The sequence below is a fragment of the Bdellovibrio sp. genome (assembly GCF_047637665.1).
In the GTDB taxonomy this organism is placed as follows: domain Bacteria; phylum Bdellovibrionota; class Bdellovibrionia; order Bdellovibrionales; family Bdellovibrionaceae; genus Bdellovibrio.
The window spans coordinates 109,801-125,858 of record NZ_JBLJBT010000019.1; the positions used below are offsets into that span (position 1 = coordinate 109,801).

Sequence of the window (16,058 nt, forward strand, 5' to 3'; positions counted from 1 at the left end):
GAGTACAATAGGATGTACCAACCCAAGGTCCAGCATGAACAGGGAGAGAAAAGCAGAAGACGCTCCAGAACAACCAAGAGCGCCCCTGTAAACCGAGAATGTACCGAAAATTCCTTATCATCCCCATGTCTAGATTATCGGCTCTTCGACTAGAATCCTTGAGATACTCACAAATTCTTCTCATATTTTAATAAATCTCAAATTGAGATTCACCGCGCAGGACCAAAGAATTAGCCCCATGACAAAGGGGCGTTTCTTTTAGATCATACAAGCACAGCAAAGACATCCACCAAGGAGCTGTTATGGATAAAAACCTTTATTCCTTTTCTGTAAAAAATGCGAGCGGCTCACCCGTCTCCCTTGAGAAATACCGAGGACAAGTGGTCTTAGTTGTAAACGTCGCCAGCAAATGCGGTTTCACGCCCCAATATAAAGGGCTCGAAGAGCTGTTTGAAAAATTCAAAGATCAAGGATTCTCTATCATCGGCTTTCCCTGCAACCAATTTGGAGCGCAAGAGCCAGGCAGTGACTCTGAGATCCAGCAGTTTTGCGAACTCAACTATGGTGTGCAGTTCCCTGTCATGGCCAAAGTCGAAGTCAATGGAGAGCAAGCCGATCCCATCTATAAATGGCTCAAAGAAGCCGCCCCCGGAGTCTTGGGAACTGAGATGATCAAATGGAACTTCACAAAATTTCTAGTCGGCCGCGATGGTCAAGTGATCAAACGTTATGCTCCTCAAGATGAACCCAAAAGTATGATTGAGGATATTCAAAAAGCTCTTGCGAAATCATAAGACCGTCTCAAATTGAAACACGGTGATGCCCGTACAAATCGTTGACAGACACTCGCGAAGTACGGCATCCCAAGAATCCCAACGCCTCAATAGACCGCTTATTCCATCTCATCGGTTCATAGACTGGCACCCGCCTTGCTCCTTTTCTTTCAAAAAAGGAGAGAAATTCATGTCATTCAAATTTTTATCGCTGACCCTTGCCGGCGCGCTAAGCATGCAAAGTATGGCTATTGCACAAACGGATCGAACCGCCGGAATTGGCGACGAGCAAATTCGTGCAGCCAAACAAAACATTATGGCCGTAAAAAAAGATCTCTTAGCGCTGGATCAAGCACTGATCGCGGCAAAAGAAAATATTGAGAAAAGAGACAGCAGTGGACGCATCCTGAATGGCTCCGCCATCGCTGGTGCCGCCGTCGGTTTAGGACTTTCCGCAATTGCCGGATTTTCTTTCAGTTCAAGAGGGGGAAGCAGCTCCGGGATCCTCGGCTTTTTTGCTGGTGCGGCGGCTGTTTTGACGTCCGCTTCATCAAGCGGTCTCAGTGCTGCGGGCGAAAAGGCAAAACCCGATTCAGATCTTAAGGATCTCACAGAAAAACTGAACGGCGCTGAAGCCGAAGTCCAAGGGGCTCTTTCTGCGACGTCCGATAAGGCCACCGTGGCTCTTCTCAAGCAACTGGATGGCTCTCTCAAAGAGGTCAGAAAGACACTCACGACATATTCTGAAAAAGACGCTTCTATATCTAAAAATAAGTTGATCGCTCAGATCACTCAAGCTGCGGGTGCGGCGATCACCGTTTACGGCGTCACACAACGTCAATCTAAAGCCGTCCTAATCGGACCGTTGATCATGAGTGCCGGAAACATCGGTCAAATTGTCGGCGGATTGTCTGATGCAGACGCGGAACTTGTTCTCAAGGAAATTGAAAACACACGTCGCTCTCTTCTTTCAGCCGCTGTGGCGTTGGAATAGAATAACATGAATTTAATGACTCGTATCGCTTCACTACTGTTGGCCGTCATCCTCTGCACCACTTGGGTTGCAGAGGCCTCGACTTTGCGATGCGAGTCCGTCTTTTTACCGACAATCAACGACATCATTCAACAGCTTGATGCAACTCACGAAAAGTTTCTTTTAAAAGGCTCTTCTTTTGAAGAGTTCAGTAAAGACTTCTCCTGGATGCGCAAAAGAAAATTGCGCAAACTTGTCAGTGATATTGAGATTCAAACCTTTCCCTCTGAAAAAGCCGTCGAAAGATATGCTATCGAACTTGGTACGGTCCTTTTTGGTTCAAAAAATACCGTCGATCGTTGGCTCTTTGAAAGTAAAGACGCGCGCCTCGAGGAATCTGCAGTTCTCATCATCAAAGAAAAGATTCTTAAAGACGGTCTTCTGCAAACCTGGGGGCAAAGTCATGATCCTCACACCGTCAGCCTCTTCCGCAAAATGGTCGATCGCATTTGGATCATCCAGAACAGTAAAATTGTTCAATGGGCCCGCATCCCCTGGAATCTTCCCGGCCTTAAAGACAAAGAGATCCCACCCGACTTGATGTTCAAGGTGATGCGTGATGGATTTACCAACCATTCCGAGGAAGTCCGCCTAACCCTCAAAGCGCAAACCAAGATTGATGCTTACAACACCTTCCGAAAGATCTATGCCCCTGTTATCTTTGGCGTGCTGCTGATCGTGAATGCCCACCATGGATACCATGAAATTCAAGCCATTCACGAACGTCAGGTGCAAGAGGTTATTCAACAACTTCAACAAACCCAAAAGACCGTCGAGTCGTCCGCTGCGCAGATCAAAAAAGAGCAAATCGAAATTGCCTACAAAAGCGCCCTTGAAGATTTCATTAAAAAATGGGGAGAGCCTCCCACGGAGGCTGAAAGTCAGATTATAAGAATCAAAATTCAACAGGCTCTCGAGGCGTCTTAAGGATCAGTGCCTAGAAATCTTTGCGCTTAAATCTCAGCCACGCTACCGAAATCGGCGTCAAAATCCACAACAACAGCGCCAAACTGCTAACCGCTTTGATGAAACCGGTTTCCCAAGCTCTTCTTAATAAAAGCCCCGCATAGCCAATCCAAAGAGAACTCTCATCATTCGCCAGATTCTGGTATTTCAAAAGAGCCAATGGATTCAAAGAACTCAAACCCAAAATGAGTTTTTCCAAGGGATAGGCCGAATAGTTAATGATGATCCAAAGATTCAAACCATCCAAAACAAGACAGAATAACAAGATCACCGCCGCAGCAATCGCCATGGCTTTTAAGCGATCCTGAATCTGAATGGCCAACAGAAAACCAATTCCTGTAAAAATAATCTCAATGACAGTCTGACTGGCAAGAAGACGAATACTTTCATTTAAGTGCAAGGAGGCGCCCATCTGTAAGATAAGAGAAAGGCCCGTTGATATTCCTATGCATAAGCAAAACGAAGAAAGTCGTGCCAAAAAAACAGTCTTTCGTTCTATCGGCTGAGTCAGAATCAACGAAATAAACTCTGAATTGTTCTGCCAAGACAACGTAGAAAAAAGAAGCAATCCAATAGAGTGAAAGAACAAAACGGAGTTCATGGTGCTAACGAAAAGCTGCTGAGGATCATTGCTGAAATAACGAAGCGAGAAAAGGATCAGATTAAACGCGATAAGATAGATCCACAACCAACGACTTTTTGCTAATGCCATCGACTCATATTTAAAAAGAGTATTAAACTTTTTCATTGAAAGCCTCTTTTCTTTGAGACAAGACATGGACAATAGAGCTTTCAAAATCTTCAAAACCCGTTTGATTCTCAAGATCTTTTACGTGACCACTGTAAGCCCATTGCCCCTCTAAAAGGAAATGGACCTTATCAGAAAGCTGTTCAATCTCACTGGTGATATGGGAAATCAGAAGAATCGTTGTCTTTTTGGATCTCTCCGCTAAGATCTTCTTAAAACGAGCGGCGGCCACCGGATCTAACCCCACTGTCGGCTCATCCAGAATAATCAGAGGAACATCAAACATCAAAGTCGCAATCAAAAAACACTTTTGAAAGTTTCCGCCAGAAAGAGCTTTAAGGGGTTTCCCCAATTCCTTGGTAAATTCAAATTCCCGGATCAACGAGTCCTTAAAAGTGGCCTTGTCCCCGCGCAGATCTTCGATAAAATCAAAAAGCTCTTGAGGCGTGGTATTGCGTGGGGCTTCGGGGTGCTGAGGCAACCAAGAGACCTTTTCACGACAGCTTTTCAGAGGAACACCATCCAGTAGAACCTCTCCACTTTGAATATGCACAAGCCCCAACATTGATTTTATTAAAGTCGTCTTACCACATCCATTCGGGCCCAGAATGCCATGAATCATTCCTTCTTCAAACTTCGCATTGAGCTTGTTTAAGACTGTTTTTTCTCCGTAGGATTTACTGAGGTCAATAATTTCTATCATTTCATGCTCCCAGATGAGTGTTTCATAAGCGGCTCTTGATCCCGAAGACTCACAGGAGAAAGAGCCGGAAACATCTGTTCTGCCCAGTCCAATAACTTCAAAACAGGTGTGCCGATAAGGAGAATACTTATATTGTATTTTTCCAAAAGATAGGAAGAAAAGCTGGTCGGCTGATAGGGCAAATCCGCAATGCCATCTTGATTTAAGTCGACATTTTTATGCTGAGCCCAATAGTTTTGTTTAAATGTATTCAGATTCAATTGAGAGTTCGTCGCCACCTCAAGAGTGTTATCCAAAAATGCATTCCCTTGAAAGACATTACTGTCACAAGAGCTGAGCAGTCGGATCGCCCAACCATTCTTATCAAAGCGATTGGAATAGAAATTGTTTCTATTCGAACCTTCCATAAAGATCGCCACTGTATTTCTTAAGAACTCATTTTCTGCGATTTCAGAATCTGTGATGTCTTTAAGAAGAAGGCCAAAAGAAGCCGCCCCCCGGTTGTCCGCATACTCATTATTTAGCATTTTGATTCTTTTTGAGTACATAACAGCCACGCCCGCGTCATTCTTGCTAAACGTGTTATTGCGAAAGGCGTTATCATTGGAAAACATGAAATGCAGTCCGTAGCGATGATTCCCCGTGATTGTGTTATCGAAGATCTCTCCGATTTGCGCAAACTCAAGATAGATTCCATCACGATGTCCATGGACGGTGTTCTTCATGATTTTCGAATCAGACGTCTTCCACAGATGAATACCGTCACCCAATAAGTCCACGGGGATGGACGTCGTCAAAATCTTATTGCCACTCACGATACAATTATTTGAGTTGGCGATCATAACGCCGTATTGAGAATCCAAAATCTCGTTTTCAGCAATAATACACCCTGAGGTGTTCGAAATCTTTATCGATGAAAAATCATGATAAGTGCTTTTTCCCGAACCGATAATTTTTAAGCCTTTGATCGTCGTATTCGGCGCATGGACCGCGATGGTATCACCATCCCCAAGATGATGAATGGTTGCACCCTGTTCACCAATAAGACTGATGCTTTTGGTGATCTCCAGAGTTTCTTCTTTATAATCTCCGGACTTTACTAAAACCACATCTCCATTCTGCGTCTTTTCAAGGGCCGCCTTGATCGTCTTAAACTGACATTGATCGCAGACTTCCATCGTGCGATTGTCAGCGAAGGCCGTATTGAAAAAACTCAGAATAGAGATGATAAGGGCGATTTTAATCATCGCCCGATCTCATCAAGATTCGTTTTTGGCAAACTCATTTCTTTTGAGTAGCCTTGGATGCGGGTTCCCATGGGACCATGCATACTCTCATTTTTATAGAGCTGGATCTTACTTTGAGGAAGCAACTGCGAGCTTTCAAAGTCGACGAAGTACACTTCTTTAACGTGATCTTTCAATGAATGTTTCGACTCTGCCAAGCATTCAATGGAATCAAACTTTAAAGTTCTTCCCTCTGTCGTTAGAATCGCACCCCCATAGCGTTTATCCGTAATCTGCATCTTGCAGTGATCACAGTAATCTTTTCCATAGTGAATTTCTTCAACCTTTTGCTCAGTACAACCAAACAAAAACATAAAGGAAAAGAGCACAACACCGAGAGCTCGAAGCCAGGTTTTCATAACGATCTTATCTCCACAATTCTCTAGCCTTGACGTATAGAATATAGGCCACGGCAAGGAAAGATACCATCATAAGCCATCCTCCTACCGCCGGGTAAGAGTAAATCGAAATATTCAGCAATGTCTCACTGCCAAAGAGAGGTGGTTGATACGACATCCCTGGAACTTTAATCGGGGCATCGGGACTTAGGTTGTGCCCATAGTCGTATTCCCATTTCCAAAAGTCATACAGAGCAAATAATGAAAATGCCGAGAAACTAAGGAAATAAAGGCCCACGCTGATGATATGAGGCCACGCGACCGCCAAAGCACCAATAGCTAAGATTCCCATAATCAGCTTCGGGAAGTAAACCAACTCTGGAATATCCGAAGGAGAAATCACCTTCATGCCCACATAGTGGTTCAGAATATTAATGTTGTTGAGATCGCCGGAGATCTTGCTCAACCAAATCTGCAAACTCAAACCTTCAGGGTATTGAGGAGCAAAAATCGCGATATCCCAAAGAGGCAACACCATCGTTAAGCCCAGCAAAATCATACTGCCAAGAAGAATAATTCGAATTATTTTATTACTCATATATACCTCTAAATTCGAAGGGGCCGATTTTCACCGACCCCCTCTGCTTCTCCGTTTATTTTCCTTGATTGAATTTTAGCGGAGTTGATGAGCCACCCGCTGACACGCGGATATATCCCTGCATCTCTTGGTGGAGTGCCGAGCAGAAGTCAGTACAATAGAATGGGTAAACGCCTGGTTTAGAAGGCTCCCACTTAAATGTATTTGTCTCTCCTGGCATCAACAGAAGTTCTGAAGTGTTCGCACCGATGATAGAGAATCCATGCGCGATATCCCAGTCTTGCTCAAGATTGGTGATGTGGAAGTACACAGTGTCACCCACTTTGATACCTTCGATATTGTCAGGCATGAAGTGAGAACGGATCGCAGTACCGTAAACGTGAACCACGTTTCCTTCTCTAACAACGCGAGCTTCTTTTTCAGACTTAGCCACAAATGGATGTTTATTCTCTTCAAGAGTATAAATCTTTTTAACTTTGTCTTTGATCAAATTTGCTTCCAAAGCAACAGCGTAGTGCGGTTCACCCACAGTTGGGAAATCCAAAAGCATTTCCATCTTCTCGCCAGAAATATCGATCAACTGAGCAGACTGAGGCAACTCAGGTCCTACAGGCAGATATCTGTCTTTGGTGATTTTGTTCATCGCCAAAAGATATTTACCCCAAGGTTGTTTAGATCCACTTCCAGGAATCATGATATGACCCAAAGAATAGTAAGTCGGCATACGATCGACGACTTCCCAAGTGCCAAGCTTCCACTTAACAACTTCAGAACTTACGAAACATGAAGTATAGGCATTGCCCTTACCGTCAAACTCTGTGTGCAAAGGCCCCAAACAAGGCTTCTTCACTTCACCAGCCAAAACAGATTCATAGTCGAGGACTTTCACGCCATCGTAGTCACCAGTGAACTTTTTGTCTTGGATCGCTTTAACGATTTTGTTGAAGTCATAAGCAGTGATCTGAGCCGCAAGTTTACCACCCGCGATGATGTATTGACCGGAAGGATCAACGTCAGCACCGTGAGGAGATTTTGCTACTGGAGCATAGTACAATGCGCCTTCACAATCTCTAACATCCAACATCTTTACTTTGTCGATTGTCGCTGAAGTGACAGTGTGAGTGCTTTCGTTCAACTCGTTGTGCACGTGACGACCGTCAACAGTCTTCGCCTTGCCTGCTGCCACACACTCTTCTGCTTTTTTCCAGTTTACGATAGCCAACAAGTCCTTATCGTTCTTAGAAGCGTTGATCTCAATAAGAGTCGAAGCTTTTTCAGAGTTGTAAGAAGTCAGGAAGCAATAGCCATGCGACATGCCTTTACCACAAGAGGCCAAGTCATAGTCGATGCCTGGAACCAAAAGTTGGAAAGCCACTTCCATTTTTTCGTCTTTACCGAACTTAATGAAAGAGATTGTCCCTTTTACTTCTTCCTTCATTTTATCTAGCGCCACATCCTTGTTCGGAAGAGGGATAGAGAAACGAGTCGATGCAATGAGGTACTCTGTGTTCTCAGTCAAATATGGAGAACCGTGGTTACCACCAGAGTTTGGAACCTCGATGATTTCCGTTGTCTTGAAAGTCTTCAAATCAATCTTCGCAATACGAGGAGTATTGTTGGCATTGATATAGGCATAACGGCCATCCACTTTACCATCAGTCAAAGACAACTGAGGATGGTGAGAGTCATCCCAAGGGACGAATCCATGGCTGGTGTTAAGCATTTTTTTAGTTTCTTCCGTAAATCCATAACCGTTTTCTGGATTCACAGAGTAAACAGGGATGACTCTGAGGAGTCGACCCGATGGAAGTCCGTAAACAGCAAGCTGTCCACTGAATCCTCCAGAGAGAAATGCGTAAAATTCGTCGTGCTTACCTGGAGCAACATAGACCTTTTCCGCTGCGTTCTTACTGATTGCCGCTCCCCCTGAGTTAGAGGATTTCTTTGGCGTACATGCAAACAGAGAAGCTGCGAGGCCAATGCCGATTCCGATAGTGACCATAGTGTTGTTGTTAATTTTCATGGCCCTTCCTTTCGTTTTTTTTCAAGGCTGCCATAAATCTTTGTGTCATAACATGATTTGGATCACTTATTTTGGGTGCCCATTAATATATTCTGTTTTCGTCATAAGGAGAAAATTATGCAGAAAATTATTATTACGGCTCTCATCATCCTGTCTGCAGTCGCAGGTTGCACAAAAAAAGAGGAGGCAGCGACGACCTCAACGCCCCCAGCAGCAGCGACAGCAACAACCGGCGGTGGAGATATAGGCGTTGGTCCAGTATCTTCAGTTACTCTGGAGGCTGAACTTAAAGCAGATCTCGTGAAGAATGGTCACGATCTATTCGCAGCGAAATGCGCAGCCTGTCACAAGGTGGATGAACGCTATGTTGGCCCAGCAATTAAAGGTGTCACTGAGAGAAGAAAACCTGAGTGGATCATGAATATGATTCTCAATCCTCAGGAAATGACTCAAAAAGATCCTGTCGCGCAGGAGCTTTTGGGTGAATACATGACGCAAATGACATTTCAAAACGTAACTCAGGATGAAGCTAGAGCGATTCTTGAGTACTTCAGAAGCATTGACAAAAAATAGATAGAAAGAAGGAATTATAAAATGAAAAAGATAGTTGGCTTATTGGTGATTGCAGCTTTGATGAATGGTTGTACTAAGAAAGAGGAAGCTTCTTCTGGTGGTTCTGGCTCTGCTCCAGTTCCTGGACAAGCCGCCGTGGTTGACGATGTTTCTCAAAAGAATGTCGTTCAGATCGCAGTGGGCTCTAAGGATCACACAACTTTGGTAAAAGCACTTCAAGCCGCAGAGTTGGTTGACGTTTTAGCGAATCCTGGTCCGTTTACTGTGTTCGCGCCTGTCAACGGAGCCTTTGACAAACTTCCCGCTGGTACAGTGGAAGGTCTTCTCAAACCGGAGAAAAAAGAAGCTTTGGCCGATATCCTTCAACACCACGTCTTCGTTGGAATCTTAAAAGAGGCTGACCTAACAGACGGACGAGTTCTGAATCAAGTTGATTTGAACGATGTCACAATTCACAGAAAAGACGGAAAAGTCTACGTTGATGATGCTTTGATCATTGCGTCCGTTCCTGCGGCAAACGGCATGATCCATATCATTGATGGCATTCTTCTTCCTAAGAAGAAGTAATTGAACGTGCTTTAAGAAAAGAGGCTGCCTCGACTCATCCTCTTTTGTTGTCCCCAAACCCACAGCGGAAACGTTGTGGGTTTTTTTTAATCTTTTATTTTTTCAACTCTCCTCGGCATTACATTGGCTCCAATATAATGCTGCGGGTGATCGACTTCTAAAAAACAAAAAACCCCGCCTGTTTCCAGAGCGGGGTTTTACTAAACTCGAACTAAAAAAGATTAGTGTTTTCCTTTTTTCGCCTTCTTCGGAGCTGCTTCTTCAGCCTCTACCGGTGGCTCATCGTTCATGTGTTCCGCATTCTCAGGGTTGTTGGCGTCCAACAAAAGTTTGCCGATCCCATTCGCCGCCAAGATCTTCTTACGAAGTTCAGTCATGTATTCAGGATGATCTTTCAAGAAATTCTTCGCCTGATCACGACCTTGTCCCATGCGCTCGCCATTGATTGAGAACCACGCACCTGATTTTTCAACCATGTTCGCAGTCACCGCCAAATCAAGAAGGTCACCCTCTTCAGAGATTCCTTCGCCGTACATCAAATCAAACTCAACCTTTGTGAAAGGAGGAGCCATTTTGTTTTTCACAACTTTCACCGCAGTACGGTTTCCAGTCACATCTTCTCCGTTTTTAATTGCGCCCACGCGACGAACATCCAAACGAACAGAAGAATAGAACTTCAAAGCATTTCCACCTGTTGTTGTTTCAGGATTTCCAAACATCACACCGATTTTCATACGGATTTGGTTGATAAAGATCACCAATGTGTTGGAACGGTTGATGGCCGCCGTCAACTTACGAAGAGCTTGAGACATCAAACGAGCTTGAAGACCCACGTGAGAGTCGCCCATATCGCCTTCAATCTCTGCACGAGGAACCAATGCCGCCACAGAGTCGACAACCAAAACGTCAATCGCGCCAGAGCGAACCAGAGTCTCGGTGATTTCCAAAGCTTGTTCGCCTGTGTCTGGTTGAGAGATCAAAAGATCTTCTGTGTTTACACCCAACTTACGAGCATAGTTAATATCCAAAGCGTGTTCCGCATCGACGAACGCAACCACGCCGCCTTTTTTCTGAGCTTGAGCGATAACAGAAAGAGCGATGGTCGTTTTACCAGAAGATTCAGGACCGTAAATTTCAACGATACGACCTTTAGGAAGTCCACCAATACCCAAAGCGATATCCAAGCTCAAAGCTCCGGTGCTGATCGCTTCAACGTCTTTCACAAGACTGTCGTTGGCGCCCAAACGCATGATAGAGCCTTTCCCGAATTGTTTCTCAATAGTAGAAACCGCCAACTCGAGGGCTTTGGATTTTTCGCTGTTTGCTTTGCTGTCTACAGTAGCATTTGCCATCTGTGTTCCCTTCTCGTAGCCACCGCCACGATTCTTTGAATGTTAATTTTAGGCCTGGGCCTCTTTTATTTCCTGTCGAGAATCTGAACCAGCCAAGCCACTGCATAGTCGACGGATGTCTGCTGGATGGCTTTGCGATCTCCCGAAAAGAACTCTTTTCGCGAGCTTTCAAAGTTTGGTCCAGCGATGGCAAAGCACACAGTGCCTACAGGCTTCGTGGGTGTTCCACCACTCGGACCTGCAATACCTGTGATTGCCACAGACCATTCAGTTTTAAGCTGTCGACGCACTCCGTGCGCCATTTGACGAGCGACCGCTTCGCTCACCGCACCCTCTTGCATGAGAGTGTCTCGACGGACCCCCAGAAGATCCACCTTCGCCTCGTTAGAGTAAGAAACCACAGAGCCTAAAAAGATGTCGGAAACGCCAGGCTGCTCTGTCATAAAAGCCGAAAGTGCACCTCCAGTACAACTTTCCGCAAAACTCACAGTGAGTTTTTGGTCGCGAAGGGATCGAATGAGTTCTTGAAGCTTTTCGTTGTTCAGTGCCATTTACGGTACCAACACCTGAGAGCCCAACCAATTGGTTTGAGTGTAGAGAACTTGCATGATGAGACTCGCAATTATCCCCGCGGCCACATCGTCCACCATCACTCCAAGACCTCCTTGGATCTTCTTATCTAAATATCCTATGAATAAAGGCTTTGTAATGTCCAGTACTCTAAAAAGGACAAAGCCAATTAGAATGGCCTGCCACGTCAAAGGCAACCACACCATGGTAATGAGAAAACCTAAAACCTCATCAATTACGATCTCTTTGTGATCGTGCCCACCCTTTTCCTGCTCATAAAATTCGCAAGCTATAATTCCGACCGGGAGCAGCAAAACAATCGCCCCCATGTACACCAAAGGCCCCAGCTCCCACAAAAGAACAACCAACGGAATTGTCACCATCGTCGCAACAGTTCCCGGCCCTTTCGGAAAGCGCCCCACACCAAAAAGAGTAGCCAACTGAATCAAAAATTTCCGCATACCCTAGGAGGTACGCCGTACCTTTTTGCATTGCAACGCAGAATGATGAGCGTCAGACAATATGTCCATAGTCTAGACCCCTGTTCTTTGTTTCAAATTTTGATATACTTGCAATGTGAAACCCATCATTCTTACCGGCGACCGTCCTACCGGCCCCTTGCACTTAGGCCACTATATCGGCTCACTCAAAAATCGCGTGATCCTGCAAGAAACTCACAAACAGTATCTTATTATCGCCGATGCCCAGGCCATGACGGACAACTTTAAGGATCCCCAGATGATTCGCGAAAATATTCTGGAGGTTGCCCTCGACTATCTCGCCGTGGGCATTGATCCCACTCTCAGCACAATCTTCGTTCAATCCATGATCCCAGAACTCTTTGAGGCCACGTTCTATTTCCTAAATTTGGTCACAGTCGCCCGCCTCGAACGCAACCCCACCGTCAAATCAGAAATCGCTCAGAAAAATTTTGAAAAAAATCTGCCAGCGGGATTCCTCACTTACCCCGTCAGCCAAGCTGCCGATATTTTGTGTTTTCACGCCGACCTTGTTCCCGTCGGAGACGATCAAAACCCCATGATCGAACAAACCAATGAAATTGCCCAAAGATTCAATCATCTTTATCAAAAAGAGTTTTTCAAAAAAGTAAAAGCCCTCGGAGGCCACTATGGTCGACTGCCCGGAATTGACGGCAAAGCAAAGATGAGCAAATCCCTGGGTAACTCGATTCAACTGTCTGAGTCCTATGAGCAAATAAAAAAGAAAGTTCAAAAGATGTACACAGATCCCCATCATCTACACATTGACGACCCGGGACAGGTTGAAGGAAATGTCGTCTTCACTTTTCTCGACGCATTTGATCCTGACACTAAAGAGGTTCTAAGACTCAAAGACCACTACCAACGAGGCGGCTTGGGAGATGGGGCCCTCAAACAGCGACTCACTCAGGTTCTTGAAGAGGTCATAGCCCCTATTCGCGCGCGGCGCAGTGAATTCGCCAAAGACAAAGGAGAAGTTCTACGCTTGTGTCGCAAAGGCTCTGAAGAAGCGCGCCAAGTGGTCGCCACCACCGTGACGGAAATGAAAAGCATCATGGGCGTCGGGACCTTCTAAGGAAGTTCCTGAGCCCAGGTTTCACTCAAAGTGATCTTCGAGTCCTCTTCCCAAAACTCGTAAGACGATTTTTCGCCGGCCATGCGTTTGGCCTTTTCCATACTCACCAGCTCTGAACGCAAGACTTCTCCCGCAGTGTTTTTGGGAATCTCCATAAATTCCACGCGGCGAATGCGCTTAAATGGAGACAAACGCAGACGTGCAAAGTGCATGATGTCCAAAGCCAACTCTTTGGTCGGCTCGGTGCCCTTGACCAAAGCGATCAAAGCCTTAGGAACAGCTTCTCGAATGGCCTCAGGACTGGGAATAACCACCACCTCCCTGACGGACGGAAACTCCTTTAAAACAAACTCCAATTCATGAGGACTGATCCGATAGTCTGAAGACTTAAACAATCCATCCAGGCGTTCTGCAAAAGTATAATTGCCAGCATCATCAAGGTAAGCGGAATCCCCGGTTCGATAGTATTCCAAGGAGCTATCCAGGCCCGACATGACTCCCCAAGGATGATCTTTGAGATTCACGCAAACCTCGCCAGCGTCTGACTCTTTATTTTCATTATCCAACAGAGTGATTTTAAAACCGGGAAGCGCCTTTCCCATGGTGCCAAAGCTGCCTTTTTCATCCGGAGGAATTCCGATCAAAGTTGATGTCTCGGTCTGGCCATAACCGTCGCGCACGAAGATTCTCCAAGCCCCATAAACTTTTGAAATAATCTCGGCACTGAGTGCCTCTCCCGTGCTCACGGCTTCGCGCAAATGCACCTGAAAAGAAGAAAGATCTTCCATCGTAAGAAGTCGCCATACTGTCGGAGGCGCACAGAATGTCGTGATCTTGTACTCGCTCAGCACATCCAGAATCATCTTGGCGTTGAAGCGTTCTTGTTTATAAATAAATATCGTCGCCTCTGCATTCCAAGGAGCAATAAAATTGTTCCAGTCATGCATCGCCCATCCGGTTGAGTTAATCCCTAAGTGTACATCCCCAGGGCGAAGTCCGATCCAATACATTGTTGAAAGATGACCGACGGGAAATCCCCCGTAAGAGTGCTCCACAATTCGTGGTTTCACCGAGCTGGTCGACGTGAAGTAACGCACCAACGGATCTGTTGCTTTGGTTTTGATCGTGGGCTCAAAAAAAGTGCTTTCTTGAAAACATCTTTCATAAGAAGTCCATCCCGACGCTTCGCCATCCACCAAAAGACCCAGCACGCTGGACGCGCCAAGATCAAACTTTTCGGCGTGTTTCTTAGTGGTCGCAATAAGTTTCACCTTCTCGCGATCCAAACGATCCTTGAACTCCTGTTGAGACAACAGGGGACTGTTCGGAATCAAAACCGCCCCTACTTTCATTGCTCCCAGCATCAACTCCCACAGAGCAACATCATTTTCTATCAGCAGAAAGACGGAGTCCCCTTTCTGCACCCCTTGGTTTTTCAAAAAATTGGCAACCTGGTTTGAACGCTTGGAGAGTTCCTGAAATGAGTATTTCTTTTCATCTCCCAACTCACTGACAATCCAAAGAGCCGTACTCGTGTTTCCGTCTGCCATGGGGTCAAAATAATCAAGAGCCCAATTGAATTCCGTAAATTGGGGCCATTGGAAGTGACTATAGGTGTAGTTGTAGTCGGATCGGTGCAGAATTAGAAAATCCCTCGCCTGTTCAAAGTCACTGCGAAAACTCATACGAACCTCCCAAAACTCTTTAAGGCTAGCACCGAATCACCTCGACACCGATCTGTGTTTTTACAATGGGCTGTGCAAGGACAGACAGACATGTTAAAACCTTAAGATGGGTTTATTTCGGACCATTGCCAGCACTCTTATTCTGATTATTTTTGTCTATGTCTCTCATCAGTTGACGCGCTTTGCGGATTTCACCTGGAGGGGACAAACCCTTGTTATTGCCTTTTTGGCGCTGCTTTTTTCCATGGTCATCGGGTCCTTTTTGTTTTTCTGGAAAGAAAAGCATCTCGATCACAGACCTTGGCGGGACCGTCTGTTGAATGGCGCTTTGCTGGGAATGGCCTATATTAATTTTTTGGTCAGCTTTGTTATCCTCCGGGATATTGTCGCCTTTGTCGAAAGCTTCATACCCTTAACCTCCGTCGAGAATCTTTACAGCTCGCAGGCGACCGCAGCCTTGCTGGGACTGCCGGTACTTTTTATGGCGCTGGGAAATTTTGTTGTCCAAGTCGGGCCTCGTCTAAAAAAAGTCCCTTTGCACTTTGAAAATCTGCCGCAGGGTCTGGAGGGACTTAAGATCGTCCACGTCAGCGATCTTCATATTGGCACCACTTTACCTGTCTCGTTCGTAAAAAAGCTTGTCGATCGCATTCATGAAATCAAACCAGACTTGGTTGTCTTCACTGGAGATATTCTGGATAACTTCGTGGAAAAACATCAAACCGAACTGACTCTGCTTAAAAATCTTCGCGCCCCTCACGGAATCTACTATGTCCCCGGAAACCACGAGTACTACTGGGATGCCGCGAAAAGCATGCAAGCCTTTCGTGATATCGGATTTCAGGTTTTGATCAATCAGGTCGCCAACGTCACCGTGGATTCCTCCCTTTTGCAGGTGGCGGGCATTCCCGATCCCGCAGGACACCACTTTCAACATGAAGGTCCCGACCTGCCCCGACTTCAACGCTCCTTGGATGAAAAAAGTTTTAAGATTCTGCTTTCTCATCAACCCTCGCTGGCCTCGAAGGTTCAAAAGCTGGGAATCGACCTCCAGCTTTCCGGGCACACACATGGAGGGCAGTTTTTCCCCTGGAACTGGCTGATCGTGTTTTTTGAAAGATACTCTAAAGGCCTTTATCGTTTGGGAAATATGCGGCTCTATGTCAATCAAGGGACCGGTTACTGGGGGCCACAAGTGCGCTTAGGAACTTATTGTGAGCTGACCGAAATTGTTCTTCGCAAGGACTCAAAAACAGAGTAATAATCTT

At 45.6% G+C, this 16,058-nt stretch carries 17 protein-coding genes; 7 read left to right on the forward strand and 10 right to left on the reverse strand.

Features of this window, described 5'->3' with window-relative positions; translation table 11 throughout:
- Positions 1–302: 302 nt before the first annotated feature.
- The 3 genes from ACM64D_RS05985 (at position 303) to ACM64D_RS05995 (ending at position 2,733) form a co-directional block, all read left to right on the forward strand.
- On the forward strand, positions 303–794 hold the full coding sequence (locus tag ACM64D_RS05985) for a glutathione peroxidase (RefSeq protein WP_415062284.1): 492 nt from the start codon (positions 303–305) through the stop codon (positions 792–794).
- Positions 795–963: 169 nt separating this feature from the next.
- The gene (locus ACM64D_RS05990) at positions 964–1,767 is read left to right on the forward strand and encodes a hypothetical protein (protein WP_415062285.1); all 804 of its coding nucleotides are present in this window, start codon (positions 964–966) and stop codon (positions 1,765–1,767) included.
- A gap of 6 nt (positions 1,768–1,773) precedes the next feature.
- Positions 1,774–2,733: a hypothetical protein gene (locus ACM64D_RS05995; protein WP_415062286.1), complete on the forward strand. Its 960-nt coding sequence runs from the start codon at positions 1,774–1,776 to the stop codon at positions 2,731–2,733.
- A 10-nt stretch (positions 2,734–2,743) separates the two neighbouring features.
- Here ACM64D_RS05995 and ACM64D_RS06000 read toward each other — a convergent pair whose 3' ends face one another.
- Genes ACM64D_RS06000 through nosZ form a run of 6 tightly spaced genes read right to left on the reverse strand, consistent with a single transcriptional unit; the run spans position 2,744 to position 8,468 of the window.
- Positions 2,744–3,520 (reverse strand): ABC transporter permease subunit, encoded by a 777-nt coding sequence (locus tag ACM64D_RS06000; protein WP_415062287.1) that lies wholly within the window; start codon positions 3,518–3,520, stop codon positions 2,744–2,746.
- Positions 3,507–4,223, reverse strand: coding sequence for an ABC transporter ATP-binding protein (locus ACM64D_RS06005; RefSeq protein WP_415062288.1), 717 nt, complete (start codon positions 4,221–4,223; stop codon positions 3,507–3,509). The genes ACM64D_RS06000 and ACM64D_RS06005 overlap by 14 nt, the downstream gene beginning before the upstream one ends.
- On the reverse strand, positions 4,220–5,470 hold the full coding sequence (gene nosD / locus ACM64D_RS06010) for a nitrous oxide reductase family maturation protein NosD (protein ID WP_415062289.1): 1,251 nt from the start codon (positions 5,468–5,470) through the stop codon (positions 4,220–4,222). The genes ACM64D_RS06005 and nosD overlap by 4 nt, the downstream gene beginning before the upstream one ends.
- On the reverse strand, positions 5,467–5,868 hold the full coding sequence (locus tag ACM64D_RS06015; RefSeq protein ID WP_415062290.1) for a hypothetical protein: 402 nt from the start codon (positions 5,866–5,868) through the stop codon (positions 5,467–5,469). Before ACM64D_RS06015 ends, nosD begins: the two co-directional genes overlap by 4 nt.
- Positions 5,869–5,875: 7 nt before the next feature.
- A complete protein-coding gene (locus ACM64D_RS06020; protein WP_415062291.1) occupies positions 5,876–6,445 on the reverse strand; it encodes a hypothetical protein in 570 nt (189 codons plus the stop codon).
- Positions 6,446–6,500: 55 nt separating this feature from the next.
- Positions 6,501–8,468 carry a Sec-dependent nitrous-oxide reductase gene (gene nosZ, locus ACM64D_RS06025; RefSeq protein WP_415062292.1) on the reverse strand — a complete coding sequence of 656 codons (1,968 nt, stop codon included), beginning with the start codon at positions 8,466–8,468 and terminating at the stop codon, positions 6,501–6,503.
- Between the two features lie 117 nt (positions 8,469–8,585).
- Between nosZ and ACM64D_RS06030 the strand changes: the two genes are divergently transcribed.
- Both ACM64D_RS06030 and ACM64D_RS06035 read left to right on the forward strand, forming a co-directional pair.
- Positions 8,586–9,041 (forward strand): c-type cytochrome, encoded by a 456-nt coding sequence (locus tag ACM64D_RS06030; protein ID WP_415062293.1) that lies wholly within the window; start codon positions 8,586–8,588, stop codon positions 9,039–9,041.
- A gap of 21 nt (positions 9,042–9,062) precedes the next feature.
- Entirely contained in the window at positions 9,063–9,608 is a 546-nt protein-coding gene (locus ACM64D_RS06035; RefSeq protein ID WP_415062294.1) for a fasciclin domain-containing protein, read from the forward strand.
- 221 nt (positions 9,609–9,829) lie between these two features.
- Here the strand turns inward: ACM64D_RS06035 and recA are convergent, their stop codons facing one another.
- The 3 genes from recA to ACM64D_RS06050 form a co-directional block, all read right to left on the reverse strand.
- Positions 9,830–10,960, reverse strand: coding sequence for a recombinase RecA (recA, locus tag ACM64D_RS06040; protein ID WP_415062295.1), 1,131 nt, complete (start codon positions 10,958–10,960; stop codon positions 9,830–9,832).
- 65 nt (positions 10,961–11,025) lie between these two features.
- Positions 11,026–11,511 (reverse strand): CinA family protein, encoded by a 486-nt coding sequence (locus tag ACM64D_RS06045; RefSeq protein WP_415062296.1) that lies wholly within the window; start codon positions 11,509–11,511, stop codon positions 11,026–11,028.
- Positions 11,512–11,991 (reverse strand): phosphatidylglycerophosphatase A, encoded by a 480-nt coding sequence (locus tag ACM64D_RS06050; RefSeq protein WP_415062297.1) that lies wholly within the window; start codon positions 11,989–11,991, stop codon positions 11,512–11,514.
- A 115-nt stretch (positions 11,992–12,106) separates the two neighbouring features.
- Between ACM64D_RS06050 and trpS the strand changes: the two genes are divergently transcribed.
- Entirely contained in the window at positions 12,107–13,105 is a 999-nt protein-coding gene (gene trpS, locus ACM64D_RS06055) for a tryptophan--tRNA ligase (protein ID WP_415062298.1), read from the forward strand.
- On the opposite strand, the gene ACM64D_RS06060 is transcribed toward trpS, so the two are convergent.
- Positions 13,102–14,790: an AMP-binding protein gene (locus tag ACM64D_RS06060; protein ID WP_415062299.1), complete on the reverse strand. Its 1,689-nt coding sequence runs from the start codon at positions 14,788–14,790 to the stop codon at positions 13,102–13,104. The two genes, trpS and ACM64D_RS06060, sit on opposite strands and share 4 nt — an antisense overlap.
- 106 nt (positions 14,791–14,896) lie before the next feature.
- Here ACM64D_RS06060 and ACM64D_RS06065 point away from each other — a divergent pair, with 106 nt between their 5' ends.
- Positions 14,897–16,051 (forward strand): metallophosphoesterase, encoded by a 1,155-nt coding sequence (locus tag ACM64D_RS06065; RefSeq protein ID WP_415062300.1) that lies wholly within the window; start codon positions 14,897–14,899, stop codon positions 16,049–16,051.
- Positions 16,052–16,058: the final 7 nt, after the last annotated feature.